The sequence below is a fragment of the Comamonas testosteroni genome (genome assembly GCF_030505195.1).
Classification (GTDB): domain Bacteria; phylum Pseudomonadota; class Gammaproteobacteria; order Burkholderiales; family Burkholderiaceae_C; genus Comamonas; species Comamonas testosteroni_G.
Genome location: NZ_CP129672.1, coordinates 5,064,951 through 5,080,836, shown reverse-complemented (window position 1 = coordinate 5,080,836; position 15,886 = coordinate 5,064,951). Strand labels below are relative to the sequence as shown.

17 protein-coding genes are annotated in these 15,886 nt (G+C 61.5%); 8 read left to right on the top strand and 9 right to left on the bottom strand.

Annotated elements, in window-relative coordinates; translation table 11 throughout:
• Positions 1-27: 27 nt before the first annotated feature.
• The 5 genes from QYQ99_RS23360 to QYQ99_RS23340 form a co-directional block, all read right to left on the bottom strand.
• The gene (locus QYQ99_RS23360) at positions 28-1,101 is read right to left on the bottom strand and encodes a c-type cytochrome (RefSeq protein ID WP_302090231.1); all 1,074 of its coding nucleotides are present in this window, start codon (positions 1,099-1,101) and stop codon (positions 28-30) included.
• Positions 1,085-2,437, bottom strand: coding sequence for a sulfite dehydrogenase (gene soxC, locus QYQ99_RS23355; protein ID WP_302090230.1), 1,353 nt, complete (start codon positions 2,435-2,437; stop codon positions 1,085-1,087). Before soxC ends, QYQ99_RS23360 begins: the two co-directional genes overlap by 17 nt.
• A 55-nt stretch (positions 2,438-2,492) precedes the next feature.
• Positions 2,493-2,813 carry a c-type cytochrome gene (locus tag QYQ99_RS23350; protein ID WP_302090229.1) on the bottom strand — a complete coding sequence of 107 codons (321 nt, stop codon included), beginning with the start codon at positions 2,811-2,813 and terminating at the stop codon, positions 2,493-2,495.
• 114 nt (positions 2,814-2,927) lie between these two features.
• On the bottom strand, positions 2,928-3,419 hold the full coding sequence (locus QYQ99_RS23345) for a hypothetical protein (protein WP_302090228.1): 492 nt from the start codon (positions 3,417-3,419) through the stop codon (positions 2,928-2,930).
• Positions 3,419-4,438: an MBL fold metallo-hydrolase gene (locus QYQ99_RS23340; protein WP_302090227.1), complete on the bottom strand. Its 1,020-nt coding sequence runs from the start codon at positions 4,436-4,438 to the stop codon at positions 3,419-3,421. Before QYQ99_RS23340 ends, QYQ99_RS23345 begins: the two co-directional genes overlap by 1 nt.
• Positions 4,439-4,598: 160 nt before the next feature.
• Between QYQ99_RS23340 and QYQ99_RS23335 the strand changes: the two genes are divergently transcribed.
• Positions 4,599-5,012, top strand: a complete 414-nt coding sequence (locus tag QYQ99_RS23335) for a DsrE family protein (protein WP_302090226.1) — start codon at positions 4,599-4,601, stop codon at positions 5,010-5,012.
• Between the two features lie 62 nt (positions 5,013-5,074).
• Here the strand turns inward: QYQ99_RS23335 and QYQ99_RS23330 are convergent, their stop codons facing one another.
• Both QYQ99_RS23330 and QYQ99_RS23325 read right to left on the bottom strand, forming a co-directional pair.
• Positions 5,075-5,383, bottom strand: a complete 309-nt coding sequence (locus tag QYQ99_RS23330) for an ArsR/SmtB family transcription factor (protein ID WP_003053925.1) — start codon at positions 5,381-5,383, stop codon at positions 5,075-5,077.
• Between the two features lie 233 nt (positions 5,384-5,616).
• Entirely contained in the window at positions 5,617-6,210 is a 594-nt protein-coding gene (locus QYQ99_RS23325) for an NUDIX domain-containing protein (protein ID WP_302090225.1), read from the bottom strand.
• Positions 6,211-6,386: 176 nt separating this feature from the next.
• Here QYQ99_RS23325 and QYQ99_RS23320 point away from each other — a divergent pair, with 176 nt between their 5' ends.
• Complete coding sequence (locus QYQ99_RS23320) at positions 6,387-6,689, top strand: DUF1493 family protein (protein WP_302090224.1); 303 nt, start codon at positions 6,387-6,389, stop codon at positions 6,687-6,689.
• A 265-nt stretch (positions 6,690-6,954) separates the two neighbouring features.
• On the top strand, positions 6,955-7,893 hold the full coding sequence (locus QYQ99_RS23315) for an MBL fold metallo-hydrolase (RefSeq protein ID WP_302090223.1): 939 nt from the start codon (positions 6,955-6,957) through the stop codon (positions 7,891-7,893).
• Positions 7,894-8,036: 143 nt separating this feature from the next.
• Here QYQ99_RS23315 and QYQ99_RS23310 read toward each other — a convergent pair whose 3' ends face one another.
• Positions 8,037-9,107: a 3-keto-5-aminohexanoate cleavage protein gene (locus QYQ99_RS23310; protein WP_114864084.1), complete on the bottom strand. Its 1,071-nt coding sequence runs from the start codon at positions 9,105-9,107 to the stop codon at positions 8,037-8,039.
• Positions 9,108-9,411: 304 nt separating this feature from the next.
• Here QYQ99_RS23310 and QYQ99_RS23305 point away from each other — a divergent pair, with 304 nt between their 5' ends.
• Positions 9,412-10,581: a Bug family tripartite tricarboxylate transporter substrate binding protein gene (locus tag QYQ99_RS23305; RefSeq protein WP_302090222.1), complete on the top strand. Its 1,170-nt coding sequence runs from the start codon at positions 9,412-9,414 to the stop codon at positions 10,579-10,581.
• Between the two features lie 78 nt (positions 10,582-10,659).
• Here QYQ99_RS23305 and QYQ99_RS23300 read toward each other — a convergent pair whose 3' ends face one another.
• On the bottom strand, positions 10,660-11,682 hold the full coding sequence (locus QYQ99_RS23300; protein ID WP_302090221.1) for an AraC family transcriptional regulator: 1,023 nt from the start codon (positions 11,680-11,682) through the stop codon (positions 10,660-10,662).
• Between the two features lie 110 nt (positions 11,683-11,792).
• Here QYQ99_RS23300 and QYQ99_RS23295 point away from each other — a divergent pair, with 110 nt between their 5' ends.
• The 4 genes from QYQ99_RS23295 to QYQ99_RS23280 all read left to right on the top strand — a co-directional run bounded on the left by QYQ99_RS23295 (position 11,793) and on the right by QYQ99_RS23280 (position 15,839).
• Positions 11,793-12,704, top strand: a complete 912-nt coding sequence (locus tag QYQ99_RS23295) for a TauD/TfdA dioxygenase family protein (protein ID WP_302090220.1) — start codon at positions 11,793-11,795, stop codon at positions 12,702-12,704.
• Between the two features lie 15 nt (positions 12,705-12,719).
• Positions 12,720-13,322 (top strand): RBBP9/YdeN family alpha/beta hydrolase, encoded by a 603-nt coding sequence (locus QYQ99_RS23290; RefSeq protein WP_302090219.1) that lies wholly within the window; start codon positions 12,720-12,722, stop codon positions 13,320-13,322.
• 100 nt (positions 13,323-13,422) lie between these two features.
• Positions 13,423-14,481 (top strand): Bug family tripartite tricarboxylate transporter substrate binding protein, encoded by a 1,059-nt coding sequence (locus QYQ99_RS23285; protein ID WP_302090218.1) that lies wholly within the window; start codon positions 13,423-13,425, stop codon positions 14,479-14,481.
• Between the two features lie 251 nt (positions 14,482-14,732).
• Entirely contained in the window at positions 14,733-15,839 is a 1,107-nt protein-coding gene (locus QYQ99_RS23280; protein ID WP_302090217.1) for a porin, read from the top strand.
• Positions 15,840-15,886 lie beyond the last annotated feature (47 nt).

Genomic DNA, 15,886 nt, shown 5'->3' with positions numbered 1-15,886 from the left:
CTTCACTGTCGCACGACACAAGCTGCATCAGGGCTTGGCGCCCGCCGCCAGCCACTGGGCAATCACCCTGGCATCAGCATCGCTGAGATTGGGCTGAGGCGGCATGGGTGTTGATCCCCAGACGCCGGAGCCTCCTGACTTGACCTTGCCGGCCAGATAGTCTGGCTGGCCGCCGCGCTTGCTGGCAATGTCGCTGAATGCCGGGCCAACGAGTTTTTGCGTCATGCCATGGCAGGCCATGCAGGCGTTCTTCTCCAGCAAGGCCGTCGGTGCCGCGCTGCCCGATTTCCCGGCGGCCGCAGGCTGAGCGGCCTTGCTGGCGCCGCCATCGGTAGCGATGCCGCGCTGGGCACCGACCAGCCGGTTCTGCTGGGCCAGATTGCCGTGGTTGTTGCTGGCATGCTCGGGCAAGGCCGAGCGCAGCCTGGGCTCAGGGCCGCAGTTGCTCATGCAGGCAGTGGCCAGCACATCGGGCCTGGCGCTCTTGCCGAACTCATTGCCGGGCCACAGAGCATGCCGGGTCGTCATGCCATTGCGGTTGGGCAGCTTGCGCTGCACCTCGGCAATGTTCGTATCGCTGAGCGTGAAGCTCTCGGGCACCACGCCGCCGAGGTTGAGCAGATAGGCGGTGACGGCATACACCTCTTCGGTGGACAGCGACTTGGGCGCATTCCAGGGCATGGCCCGGTTGATGTAATCCCACAGCGTCGAGACCGTGGCCACCTTCATCAGGGTCGTGCGCCCCGGAAAGGCCGGGTCCTTGAGCCGCGCCACATGGCCGGTCCTGATGTCCTCGGCCGTGGTGCCGCCGATCAGCGGGCTGAACACCTCGTTGGATTCGCCGAACACCCCGTGGCAGGACGCGCACTTGGCCTCCCACACATCCATGCCTTTTTGCACGGACCCCGAGCCCGGGGGCAGCCCCTTGAAATCCGGGCGCACATCGATATCCCAGGCCAGAACCTCCTTGCCCGTGGCATTGCGGCCCACGCCGGGATAGCGCTCTTCGCCAGACTTGCCCTGCGCCGCAGCGGGCCCGGCAGTCACGCCCATGACCAGCAACAGCGCCAGCAGCGCCAACGGTTTACGCAAGCTGAACATTGGCGACCTCCCCGTTGGCTCGTACCGCCCAGGACTGGATGGAGTTGTTGTGATAGATGGAGCGCGTGCCGCGCGCGGCACGCAGCTGCTGGTAGCTGGGCTGCACATAGCCCGTCTCATCCATGGCGCGGCTCTGGATGATGCATTCCTCGCCATTCCAGACCCAGTCCAGATGAAAGCGCGTCAGGCACTTGTCCATCACCGGCCCTTCGAGCCGGGCTGCACGCCAGTTGCGACCGCCGTCCACGCTCACATCCACGCGCCTGACCTTGCCGCGCCCCGACCAGGCCAGGCCCGTGATGCTGTAGAAGCCCTTGTCCAGCAGCATCTGCCCGCCGGACGGCGTGGTGACCACGCTCTTGCACTCCTGAATGCTGGAGTACTGGCGGTGCTGTCCGTCGGGCATCAGGTCCACATAGTGGATGGCCTCGTCCTTGGCCGCATAAGGCATGTCGCCCACTTCGATGCGGCGCAGGTATTTCACCCAGCTCACGCCCTGCACACCCGGCACCACCAGGCGCAGCGGATAGCCCTGCTCAGGCCGCAGCATCTCGCCGTTCTGGCCGTAGGCGACCAGCACCTCGCCGGAAGTGATCAGCTCCACGGGAATGGTGCGCGTCATCGACGAGCCGTCCGCCCCCTCGGCCAGGATGAAGCGGCCTTTTTTCAGATCGGCACCGGCCATCTCCAGCAAGGTGATCAGGGGCACGCCCGTGAACTCGCTGCACGACAGCATGCCGTGCGTGTACTGCACCGTGGGCACGGCCACGTTGCCCCACTCCATGCCGGTGTTGGCGCCGCATTCTATGAAATGAAAACGCGACACCGAAGGCAGACGCATGATCTCGTCCATGGTGAAGACCTTGGGATTCTTCACCAGACCATTGATCATCAGCCTGTGCCTGGAGGGGTCGATGTCCCACCAGCCCTGGTGGTGACGCTCGAAATGCAGACCGCTGGGCGTGACGATGCCGAACAGCGACTGCAGCGGCGCAAACGATACCGAAGCCTGCTTGGTCTGGGTCAGCCCCGGGCTCTGGCGACGCTGCACATTGGCCTCGTACCGGGAAGGCTTGCCGTAGCCGTCGGTGACCACCGGCTGACCCAGGCCCTTGCTGTGCGCGGGCAGCTCCAGAATATTCGGGTCTCCCTCGCCGCTCGCGGCCTGCCGGCCCTGCGCATGGACGGCTGAAGCGCCGGCCGCTGCGGCTGCGAAAGCCCCGCGAATGAAGTCACGCCGGCCTGCCCTGGCTTCGGCAAACACGGTGCCGACATCGCCTGAGCACACGAAATTCTCGGGTGCCTTGCGCACCTTGCCCGTCAACTGGCTTTGCATAAGCTCTCTCTTTGATCGCTGCTGGCGCTTACCGGGAAAGCGTGAGGCGCCGGTTTCATTGGGAACCCTTGAGAATCCAGGCCGCCAGTGTCTGGGTGTCGGCATCGCTGAGAGCGGGCTGGGCGGGCATGGGCACCGGCCCCCATTTGCCAAAGCCGCCAGCCTTGATGCTTTTGACCAGATAGGCCTGTGCATCGGCCTGGGCCGCATATTTCCTGGCCACGTCCTGGAACGCCGGGCCTACCAGTTTCTTGTCTGCCGCATGGCAGGCCATGCAGGCGTTCTTCTGCGCCAGCGCCTGATCCGCCTGCGCCAGTGCAGGAGCCGCCAGCCCCAGCAGCACCGTCAAGCCACCCAGCCAGGATGCAGTCTTCATCGCTTGGTCTCCTTATATTTATATATAAGCATGTTGTTATTTAAAGTATCGGACAGGATGCCCAATTTGAAATCCCGCGCTAACCCTCGTTATTCCCGAGCAGGAACAACGAGCTCAACGCCCCTGCACCGCTGCACGCGCCGTCTGCATGCGCTCATCCAGATAAGCGCCATAGAAATCGGGGATGGAGCTGCCGCTCAAGCGCTCGGCCACCTCCTTGTGAGCAGCGCCATAGAAGAGCACGGTCGGCGCGACCTCGATGCTCAGTTGCCTGACCATGCCGCCATGCGTGATCGCCGCGCCATTCCAGTCCCGCAAAGGCTCGGGCGACAGAAAATGAATCTGGGTCACCAAGGCCCCGGAGCGCTGCAGCGGCAGCAGATGATGCTCGCGCACGATCTTGCAATACGGGCAGCCATGCAGGCTGGCCATCACCACCAGCGGCTGCTTGTGGGCCAGCGCCAAGGCCAGGTCACTTTGCAGACTCTGGCTGGTGGGCAGCAGGCGCTCCGAGGCATCGAGCGCCGCCCATGCCGGTGCCGCGCCCGCCAGCAGCAACTGCAAGCACAGTCTTCTGCGGACATCAAAGAAGCGGGCCGTGGCCATCACGGCTTTTCCTGCTCCATCAGCAAGAAGGTGTTGTAGGCATTCATGCGATTGGCTTCCTTGAACAGCGGGTAAGCCGAGAACCTGGACCAGTCCGTCGCCTGGTAGGCCTCGTCAAACGGGTCGAGATTGGCTGCGGCCTTGCCCATGGCCCCGCGCAGATAGTGCAGATAGTCACGCGTCAGCTGCATGTCCTGGCGCGGCTGCTCGGAGGCCGGACCGTGGCCCGGCACCATGACCCTCACGGGCAGCTTGAGCAACTCGTCCAGCGCCGCAATCCAGTGGCGGCTGTCGGCCTGGCCCACATAGGGAATGCGGTTGCGAAACACCACATCGCCAATGAACAGCACACCGCTTTGCGGCAGGAAGATGGCCGTATCCTCCGGCGTGTGCGAGGGCCCCATGTGCTGCAGCACAAAGTCCACGCCCCCTATCTTCAGCGTGGAGCTGTCGCCTGCCACCCATTGATTCGCCGGCACCAGGCGCGTGCTCCGGTCGACCCAGGGCGCCAGATCCTTGCGCGAAGCCTCAAGCCGCAGATGCGCGGTCTCGGAGTTGATGTACTCACGCGCCTGGGCATGGGCCACGATTTTTGCGCCCAGGGCCTCGAACACCTGCAGGCCATAGATGTGGTCGGCGTGATAGTGGGTCAGCAGCACATGGCTGATGGGCTTGGGCGTCAGCGCCCGGATTTTCTGCACCAGCTCCTCGGCCAGTGCGGGTGAGCCCAGCGCATCGATCACGACCACGCTGTCATGGGTGATGACAAAGCCCGCATTGGAGATGAAGTTGCGATTGGCCGCACTGCCCAGCGCCGATACGCCCTGCACAAAAAACACATTGGCCGCCACCTGCTGCAGCTCCATCACGGGGGCACTGGCCGCCACAGGAGTGCCTGCCACGCGACTGCCCGCCACGGGGTGCGCATCATGCGCAGCAGCTGCTCCCGGCGCTGCGATGGCCGCTGCGATTGCCATTCCTGCAAAGCTCCTCAGCGCCGCCCCTGCCCAGCTTGTCATCGCGGTGTCTCCCTTCCGTGGGCAGCGACCGGCGACAGCGAAGCCGCCACTAGCGCTTGCCCTATTTTTGAATGTTTGCGTCATCGTTAATATAAGCAAGTGGCAATATTTAACCAGCAGCATCTTCCCTGATGCCTACAGACACCACAGGAGACCTTCGATGAAGCGCCAACTTGTTGCCCTGAGCTTTGCCCTGTGTACGGCGATTGCCGCCGCTCAGGATGTGAAAGTGGTCTATCACGTCAACACCGGCGTGGAAACGGCGGCCGCCATACTCGCCAATATCAATAACGAACTCAATGCCTCGCCCACGGACAAGATCGTGGTGGTCACCCATGGGCCCGGCATAGACTTTTTGCTGAACCAGGCCAAGGACAGCAAGGGCCGCGAGTTCAGCGGCCAGGTCAGCGCACTGGTGGGGCGCGGCGTGGAGTTCAAGGTCTGCAACAACACGCTGCAAACGCGCAAGCTCGAGGCCTCCAGCCTGCTGATGGAAGCCTCGGTCGTCCCCTCCGGTGTGGCCGAAGTCGCACGCCTGCAGGCCAAGGAGGGCTTTGTCTATCTCAAGCCCTGAGGCGCATACGGCCATGAAAAAAGGCGCCTGGTGCGCCTTTTCTTCTTTTGGGGCTCAAGCCATCAGTTCTGTTCGATGGCAATCTGCACGCAGATGGTGCGGCACATATGGACGACCTTCTCGTTGGCGATGAAGTAGTAGATGCTGACCCCTTCACGCCTGCGGCCCAGAATGCCGGACTGGTACAGCGTGTTCAGGTGCTGAGACATATTGGGCTGGGTCGTGTCTATGGAAGCGAGCAGTTCGGAGACGTTTTTCTCTCCGTTGCACAGCGCGCTGATGATCTTCAGCCGCATGGGGGCAGCCATAGCTTTGAACAGCTCGGCCGCACTCTCGAAAACGCTGTCATCCTCAAGCTCTGACGATTCCATGAAACACTCCTGAACACCGCTTCAGACCGCAACCTTCCAATAGAGGTGGTGCGCCATGGTGCATGGCACCAGTTTATAGGAAGGCCATGCAGCGCCTGTCATCATCCGGCGACAAACACTGATGGGCATCAGGCAATCCTAAAAAAGAAGCAGCCAGCGCCCGATTGACATGAATTTCAGGCACTTTTATAGCTAAAAATCATATTTTACGAGCGCAAGCAGCTATCAAAAAATCAGGCCGGCTTCCACTCCAGAGACCAGGCACCGCTTTGCACATTCTGCAGCCACAGGCAACAGCTCAAGGTCTTGGCATCGGTGACCTGGCCGCTACGCACGCCGTCCAGCAACTCGGCAGGTGTCATGCTGCAGACATCGAGAAACTCGTCGGCATCGAGCTGGCGCTCGCCCGCAGTCAGACCGCGTGCAAAGAAGATGTGAATGACTTCGTCGGAGTAGCCGATCGCCAGATGCATGGGGCCGGCATAGGCCCATTCGCGCGCGCTGTAGCCGGTCTCCTCCAGCAGCTCGCGCTGGGCGCAGACCAGCGGCCGCTCGCCCGCATCGAGCTTGCCAGCCGGAAACTCTGTCATGACCCGGCCCACGGGGTAGCGAAACTGCCGCTCCAGCAGCACGCGGCCATCGTCGAGCAGCCCGATCACCACCACCGCACCGGGGTGCACCACATACTCGCGCGTGGCCTGACCGCCATGGGGCAGGCGCACGGTATCAAGCTTTACTTGCAGAAAACTGCCCTGATGCACCAGCTCGCTTTTGATGGGGTGCTCGATCAGATGGCTTTCCTGAGCCTGTTTGTCTTGTTGGGTCATCTGCGACTCGTCTTTCAAAGCGCTGTGGTGACAGCGCAAATACAGGAAATCTAAAACAAAATATTTTGGCAGTTTTATTGGAAGGTGGATACCTTTACTTGGCCTGGCCATAGGCGCTTATGATGCGATACAGATCGGCATATGTACAAAAGACTGTATGGATCAAGAGGATCAATGTGAATAATAAAGAAAGCGAAGTAATTGACTTTCTATCAAATTTCTTAAGCATTAAAAAAGATGAAATAAAATTAGACTCTTCTATTCTTTTTGATTTTGGGGTGACCGGAGATGACGGAGAGGATCTAATTAAAACTTTCTCAGAGAAATTTTCTGTAGATATTTCTGAATTTAATTCTGAATTACACTTTGGCTCGGAAGGGTTCTTATCTTTTTTCAGAAAAATTCAAAGGAAATTAAAAGTTTATGACCTTATAAATGCAGCAAAATCAGGATATTTAAAGAATAAAGAAATTATCTAACTAGTTCAGCGCCAATAAACATATGAAATACAGTCAGCAAAAACTGTAAAAACCATAACTATTTACATCAGATTACACTGATACAGTGGCTTTGTATAACTTCCTATATCACGCGCACGCCAACAACGATTAAACAATATCTTCTCTCCAAGAGGAGTCACCAGTACCCCTTGCAATTTGATTTTTTGCAAAGCCGTTGATACTTGCAACACCCCCAAGGTCTTAATCTTCGCAGAAGCCGGCTTCACTTTCCTCTACCCAGACCATGACGCATCCCATCGACACAGCCCAGACAGACATACAGCGCCACCAGTTTGGCCGCGTGACGGTGTTTCGCGGCGCCAAGGGCGGCAAGTATCCGGACGGCAACCAGATCATGATTCGCGGCAGCGATACGCTGGCAGCGCTGGATACGCCTATTGTTGCCAACCATATCGGGGCCGAGTTCGATGCCGCCGAGCTGGTGGTGATGGGTCATGTGCATGAGGACCATATGGCTGGCCTGCACCGCCTGCCAGACGCACAGGTCTTTGCTCACGTGGGCGATCTGGCGGCCTTGCAAAGCTGGGAGGGCCTGGTTGCCACCTTTGGCTGGGCCGATTCGGCGCAGGCCGACCTCATGCGCAGCAAGCTGGAGAGCGAATTCTTCTACACCCCCAGACCCGATGCCAGGGGCTACGAAGATGGGGCCGTCTGGGAGCTGGGCCAGTCGCAGATTCGCGCCATTCATATGCCGGGCCATACGGCGGGCCACAGCGTGCTGCTGATCGAGCCCGAGGGGGTTGCCTTTATCGGAGATATCGACCTGACGGGCTTCGGGCCCTATTACGGCGATGCCTGCTCCTGTCTGGCGGACTTTCGCCGCAGCCTGGCACGGCTGCCGGAGATCGATGCCAGGATCTGGGTGACTTCTCACCACAAAGGCATCTACACCGAGCGCGAGACGTTTGTGCGAGACCTCAGGCGCTTTGCTGCTGTCATTGACGAGCGCGGTGCACGCATTCTCGAATGGCTGGCGCAGCGGCCCCTGACGCTCTCGCAGATGGTGGAGCAGCGCCTGCTCTACCCGCAAGGCTTTGATGCGCCCTGGGTGCTGGGGGCCGAGACGCGCAGCATCTCCCAGCATCTGGACGAGCTGCAGGCGGCCGGAGAAATCCTGCGGGAGTGCAATGTGCGTGGCGAAGACCTTTATCTGCGGGCTTGAATCCAGAAAAATAAAAAAGCCGACTTCTCAAGGAAGTCGGCAGGGCCAAGCGCTTGGCCACGCATCCACCAGGCAAGCGTGACAAACGCACAGCGGCTAGCCCTTGGCCGATGAGCCGGGCCCAGTCATCCGGGCTTTGAGACTCAGGCCACAGCATCCATGGGCTTGCGCAGAAAGCCCTGGTTGGCGCCCTTGCGGTTGGGTGCGAAGCCGTTCCTGGCCAGGGTTTCGTCGGCGGTTTCGTAGAACACGCCGATCTGCTTGATCTCGCGGGCCTGCTGGGCGGTGGCAATCGGGCGACCAAACTCGCCCGCAATGCGCACCAGCTGCCTGATCTGCTCCACGGTGCTCATCTTGCCGGTCCGGGTCTGGTTCCACAGCACGTCTTCGATACCGCAGCGCACATGCAGACCCAGTGCCATGCCGATCATGTTGATGGGCAGCACGTTCAGCACCGAGCTCTCCACCGTCACGATGGCGTTGTCGGGCACGGCGCGCAGCATATTGGCCAGGTTGTAGATATTGGCCTGGTCCATGCCGCCGCTGATGGCGACCCAGTTCATGACCAGCGGGCCCTTGTAGACGCCGCGGCGAATCATGCGCTCGATGGTCTCGAAACTGTTGATGTTGTAGACCTGGAAGGCGCTCTGGATGCCCTTTTCGGACAGGCGGCGGATGTGTTCTTCGACGAAGCTGGGGTTCGAAGGAACAATCATGTCCTTGTAGGTCTTGTGCAGATGCGGGAAGCCGCGCGAGACACCGCGGAAGTCGTCTTCGCCGGCATGCTCGGTCACGTTCATCTGCGTGGTGTTGACGGTCACCGTCACCTGATCGGGCACGGGTGTCAGCTCGGCCAGCATATGGCGGGTATCGTCGGAGAGCCACTTGGCTTGGCCATCCGGGCCTTCGGGCGCAAAGCTGATGGAGCCGCCCACCTGAATGATCATCTCGGGCACACGCTCGCGCACACCGGCGATCAGCTCGTTGAACTTGGACAGACGCTTGCTGCCCTTGCCATCGTCTTCCCGCACATGCAGGTGCAGCACGGTGGCGCCGGCCTCATAGCAGTCCACGGCCTTCTGAATCTGCTCTTCCATGGTGATGGGGATGTCCTCGGGGAAGTCCGAGGGAATCCAGCCCGGAGCGTAGGGAGCCGCCGTGATGATCAGCGGCTGCTGGTTTTCGGGATACAGGTGACCGTCGAGAAAGTTCATGGTTGTTGTCTCCGGTTTGAGTGCGAGAAATCAGTGTCTGGACCAGCGGCAACAGGGCATTTCAGTCCCTTGCCGATGCGTGAGGCCAGTATCAAATGCCGTGCGGGATGCCACTTTGCATTTCAGGACACGCGCTTTCTCAAACGCGACAGGGCCGGCAAGCCACGCCTGAAAGCGAGACAGGCAGCAAAGCTGCGCCAAGAGCTTCGCAGGCCGCAGACTCAAGCTGCCGCAGCCTGCGAACGACATCGCCCGCATCGGGTAAGTGCGGGGTACGGCAGTCATCAAATGCGAAGTCGCAGGCATGAACCGTCAAGTCCGGCGACTGGCCGCCAACCATCATGAATGGCTGCATTCCTCCACCCGGGCACCTGCACGCAAGGACATGCCAGACCCCATGACAAAACGACAGGAGACCTCCATGACAAGCGCCGTGAATTTCGCAGAACCCGCCACGCCATCACGCAAGCAACATAGGCGCGGCATGGTTCAAAGCCTGCGCTGCTGCGCCGCCGTGCTTTGTACCGGCCTGCTGGCCGCCACCGCCGCACAGGCCCAGACCCCAACACTCGCCTGGCCCGTCAAACCCATCCGCCTCGTCGTTCCTGCGCCTCCAGGTGGCATCACCGATGGTGTGGCGCGCCTGGTGGCCGATCATCTGCAGAGCAATCTGGGCCAGCCCGTGGTCGTCGACAACAAACCCGGCGGATCGGCCGTGATTGCCGAGCGCGCCGTGATGAATGCACCTGCCGACTGGCACACGCTGATGATTGCGCCCTCCAGCATCTGGACCGACTTTCCACTCACCGTGAAGACGCCGTTTGACGTGCACAAGACCTTCACCTATGTCTCGGATGTGGCCTCCATGGTGCATATGCTGGTGGCCAACAACAGCTTTCCCCCCAACAGGATTCAGGAGGTGCTGGACTATGCAAAAAAGAGCTCCGGCCCGATCAATATCGCCAACCTGAGCCCCGGCACTCGCTCCGACATGCTGGGCGAGCTGCTGAGCGAGAAAAGCGGCGGCAAGATCACCGCCATACCCTACAAGGGCTCGGCCCCTGCCATCGTTGATCTGATTGGCAACCAGGTACAGCTGACCTTTGAAGTGGTGACCAATGCAGCCCCGCTGGTCAAGGCCGGCAAGGTCAAGGCCCTGGGCGTGGTCTCGCCCAACCGCTCGCGCCTGCTGCCCGATGTGCCCAGCTTTGCCGAGCAGAACATGCCCGACTTTGTGCTGCCTGATGCCAGCGTGGGACTGTTCGTGCTCAGCAGCACGCCCCCGGCCCTGATCCAGAAGGTGCGCCAGGAAATGGACAAGGTGACTCAATCCGCCAAGTTCCAGGCGCAGCTCAAAACCCAGGGCTTTGACGCACCCCAGCCCGGCACGATGACGGAGCTGCAACAAAAAATGCTGAACACGGTGGAGCAGAACCGCAAAATTCTGAGCAAGCTCAGAATCGCCAGCAACTGAATGGCGCTGGCGTAGCCGCCCTCTCCCCGAAGGCGGCACTTTGGTAGTGTGTTTGGCGGGCCCCTGCGGCCCGCTTTTTTATGCGCCGCCTGTGCCTTCGGTCTGTGCCTTGGCACGGCTGTCCTTGGCACTGCAGCCAAACTGGCTCTGATACCAGCGCGAAAAACTGCTGGGGGCCGTAAAGCCCAGCAGCTCGGCCACTTCGGTCAGAGAGCGGTTGCTCTCAAACACATAGCGCACGGCCAGCTCCTTGCGGATATCGTTCATCAGCGAGGAAAAGCTCTGACCCTTTTCCGTCAGCCGGCGCTGAATGGTGCGTGGCACCACACCCAGGTGCTCGCTGACCTTGTCAATGCTGCAGCGACCGCTGGGCAACAGCAGCAAGATGGTGCGGCGCACATCGTCCAGCACCGCTTCCTCGCTCATGGGCGCCACGGACTCCAGCAGCTTCTGGGCATAGCGCACCATGGCAGGGTCGGCAAACTCGTTGCGCGTATCGAGATCGTCCTTGACGCACACAATGCAGTTGAACTCCTGATTGAACTGCACGCGCGGGCCGAACATCAGGTGATGCATGCTCAGGTCCTTGGGCGCGGCATGCTCGAAACACACCATGCGAGGCTGCCAGTCACGCCCGATGAGCTGCCGAATGGCGCGCACCATCACGCCCAGCGCCAGCTCCACGCGCTGGCGCGTAGGCTCATGGGCACGGCCGGCCAGCAACAGCTCACGGATCAGCACGGTATCGGCCTGCTCATCGAGCTCCAGCGTCATCGCGCCATTGAGCAGGGCCAGATGACGCACCAGCAGGTTCAGCGAATCGCGCAGCGTGGCCTGATCGCGAATCAGCAGGCCCACCGGCCCCATATTGGACAGCAGGCGCGAGCGCGCCATGCACAGACCAAAGCTCTCATTGCCCGACTGCGTGGCCGAGGCCTGCAGCAAACGCCCCACCTTGTCCACCGGGATCATCAGATCCGGCTCGTCGAGCACACCGGGGCTCAGGCCGGCATCGAGCAGCATGCGCGTGCCATTCAGCCCCGAAGCCTGGGCGACTTCGGCGTAATTGGTCAAGCAGGCTGCGCGAACGAGAGAGGCCATGGGGTTTCACTAACTTGGCACTAATTGCAAAGCACCAGTCATGTAATGACAAGCGCTGTTTGAGGGGAGTTTTCACACTGGCGACATTGATTCTATAAGGAGACTTCCCCATGAAAAACGAGGTTGGCGCAGCACCCGCCCTTATCCGCTCCAGCTCTTTGACCCGCTCTGTGGAAGTCAATCCTCTGACCTGCTCCATCGGTGCGGAGCTGTCCAACGTTCATCTGGGTGCGGCCGCCGAGGACGAAGGCCTGATGGCCGAGATCCGCCAGGCGCTGCTCAGGCACCGCGTGATCTTTTTCCACGACCAGAACATCACACGCGCCGAGCATGTGGCGTTTGCACGCAAGTTTGGCGAACTGGAAGACCACCCGGTGGTGGGCAGCCACCCCGAGCACCCTGGCCTGGTGCAGATCTACAAGACCCCCGACAGCCCTGTGGACCGCAACGAGAACTCCTGGCACACCGATGCCACCTGGCGCGAGCAGCCCCCCATGGGCTGCGTGCTGCGCTGCGTTGAATGCCCGCCCGTGGGCGGCGACACCATGTGGGTGAATATGGTGATGGCCTATGAGAACCTGCCAGCCGACATCAAGGTCAAGATCGAGCATCTGCGTGCCCGCCACAGCATCGAAGCGAGCTTTGGTGCCGTCATGCCCATCGAAAAACGCCTGGCGCTCAAGGCCCAATACCCCGACGCCGAGCACCCCGTGGTGCGCATCCACCCCGAAACCGGCGAGAAGATTCTGTTCGTCAACAGCAGCTTCACCACCCATTTCACCAACTACAACACACCCGCCAATGTGCGCTTCGGGCTGGACAAATCGCCCGGCTCCTCGCAACTGCTCAACTACCTGACCAGCCAGGCCATGATTCCCGAGTACCAGGTGCGCTTCAAATGGCGCAGGAACAGCGTAGCCTTCTGGGACAACCGCTCCACCCAGCACTACGCAGTGATGGATTACCAGCCCTGCCACCGCAAGATGGAACGCACCGCCATCATCGGCGGCCCCACGGACTGAGCCAGGAGACAGAAGATGACCTTGAACCACACGATTCTCATCATCCCCGGCCTGCGCGACCATGTGGAAGAGCACTGGCAAACACTGCTGGCCAAGGAGCTGACTGCGCAGTCCATCCCCTGCGTCACCGTGCCACCGCTGGAGCAGGACAAGCTCAGCTGCCAGGCCCGCCTGGACGCAATCGATCGTGCACTGGAGAGCATCGACGGCCCCGTCATCATCGTGGCGCACAGCGCCGGCTGCATGATGGTCGCGCACTGGGCGCTGCTTCGATCCCGTCCCGTTCTCGGAGCCTTGCTTGCGGCCCCCGCCGATGTGCAAACCCAGATGCCTGCCGGCTACCCCTCCAAAGATGTGCTGGCAGCCCACGGCTGGACGCCCATCCCGCGCCAGCGCCTGCCGTTTCCCACACTGCTGGCAGCCAGCAGCAACGATCCGCTGACCTCGTTGGAGCGCGCGCGCGGCTTTGCGCGCGACTGGGGAAGCGAGCTGGTGGAGCTGGGCCCGCAGGGCCACCTGAACCCAGCCTCGGGCCATGGCCCCTGGCCGCAGGCAAAACAGCTGATCGAGGATTTGCAGGCTCGGATCGAAGCCCGACAGCCCGAGCCAACGGCCTGAGCCGCCCGACGACCATCACGATGAATGCGCAGCCACCCACAATATGTAGTAGGTGCGCGCTGATGGGGAGCCAGACCTCCCCCATTGAAGGAGACAAGCAATGAAGGCAACGACACCCGCCTCGCGCAGTTCCGTGGACACGGCAGACTCTCGCACCGCGACAGCCAGCGCACTGCGCCGCAAATCAGGCCTGGCCGTCATGGCCGTAGCCGTGGCCGCCAGCCTGACCCTGCCCGCACAGGCCGAGCAAAGCGCAGACTGGCCGAGCAAGCCCATACGCCTGATCGTCACCGGGCCTGCCGGCGGCACGGCCGACACCCTGGCCCGTCTGCTGGCAGAGGGCATGCAGCAAGAGCTCAAGCAGCCCGTGATCGTGGAATCCAAGGCCGGTGCCTCGGGGGCCATCGGCATCCAGGACCTCAAGTCCCATGGCAAAAGCGGCTACACCTTTTTGGTGATTCAGGACGGAGCACTGAGCGAGGCGCCCCTGGCCCAGAAAGTCAGTTTCGACCCGTTCAAGGACCTGACTCCGCTGGCCCAGCTCACACGCACCGGCCTGGTCATGGTCGCCAACAAGGATCTGCCGTTCCAGACCCTGCCCGAATTCATCAGCTACGCCAGACAGCAACGCGACGGCGTGGACTTTGCCTCCTACGCCACGGGCCTGAAGGGTCACACCTCGGGCATGCTGCTGGGCCAGTTGGCCAAGATCAATATGCGCCATGTGGGCTACAAGGGCTCGCCCCCTGCTCTGGTGGACCTCATGGGCGGCCATGTCCCGGTGATGTTCGATGGCGTCACCACTTCGCTACCCCTGATTCGCAGCGGCAAGATCAAGGCGCTGGCCGCCGTCTACCCGAGCCGCCTGCAGGCCCTGCCCGACGTGCCGACGTTCACGGAGCTGGGCTACCCCCAGCTGTCCAAGCCCGGCTGGTTCGCCCTGTGGTCCCACCCGCAAACCCCGGCCGTCATCCAGCAAAAACTCCGGGATGTGGCGCTGACACATTTCCGCAAGGAGTCCGTGCTCAAACAGCTCGCTGCGCTGGGCATGGAGCCGGGCCAGCCCCTTACCACGGCAGAAATGACGGCCGAGCTCAAAGAGGCCAACCGCAAGCAGGCAGCCCTGCTCAAGTCCATAGGCTACAAGCCCGAAAACTGAGCCCCGGGCCCTTGAGCAGTGGCTCTCAAGCGGCTCCATCCCCTATCTGATTCAAGACCTCTGCCCGGTGCCTCCCCCTTGGCACCGTGGGCGGCTGCACCCGGCTCAAGCCCTTTTTGCGGATTCGAGCCGGGGGCTTGCCTGCGCCTTCAACCCATCCCCAGGCCCGGGCTCGGGTCCGGCTTTGCCCTGCTGTGTGTTTCGTCGGTTTGCCATCAGGCATCTTTTTTCAACGGTTCAAGGAGACATGAATGACTACAAAAAAAATGGCTTTCAATGCGCTGGGCGCTCTGGCATGCACGCTGGTGCCGCTGGCGGCCTCGGCACAATCGTCCGTGCAGGTCTACGGCGTGGTGGATATGGCCGTATCCAATTACCGCGGCGCGGGCGCAGGCTCGCGCCAGATGCTGACCTCCAGCGGCAATCAGGCCAGCCGCCTGGGCTTCAAGGGCCGCGAGGACCTCGGCAGCGGTCTGGCCGCAGGCTTTGATCTGGAAGCGGGACTCAACACCGACAGCGGCACCGGCCAGGCCTCCAACACCAACAACCAGCCTTCGGGGGCCGGCAGCGGCAACGGCCTGAGCTTCAACCGCAAGTCCCTGGTCTATCTGCAGAGCAAGCAATGGGGCGAGGTGCGCCTGGGCCGCGACTATGTGCCCGCCTTCTGGAACATGTTCAACTACGACCCCTTCCGCCTGGGCGTGGGCATGAGCCTGCATGTGCTGCACGGCACGACGGTGACGGGCTTTCGGGCGTCGAACAGCATTGGCTACCTCTCGCCCGGCTGCTCCAGCTGCAAGGGCCTGTTCTATCAATTGATGACGGCATTCGGCGAAAACGATGCCGGCCCCAACCGCCAGGACGGCCGCGCCTATGGTGCACGACTGGGTTATGGCGGCGACAACTGGGATGCAGCCGTCGCCATCACAACCACCAAGAACCGTGCCGCCGACGATTACAGGCAGATCAATGCCGCCGCCTCCTACCTCTGGGAGGGCCACCGCCTCATGGTTCTGGCTGCCGATCACCGCACCGGCAACCGCCTGGCAGCTCTGGACAATGCCAACCATGTACGCTACTGGCAGCTGGGTGCCATCTGGAAGGTCGGCAACGGCAACATTCCCATGAGCTTCATGCGCCTGAGCCGCAATGACAACAGTGGCAGCAGCTCCAACAAGTACGCCGTGGGTTATGTGCACAACCTCTCCAGGCGCACTGCACTCTACGGCACCTATGCCTACGTGGACAACCGCGGCAGCATCAACCTGCCCGTGGCCACGGGCGCGCTGCAAGGCCCGATTCCGGTCGCAGGCGGCAATGCTTCGGGCTTTGACATCGGCATTCGCCACACGTTCTGAGCCCAGTCCATGGCAACCGGCACCTGCTGGTTGCCGGCTGCCGGCCA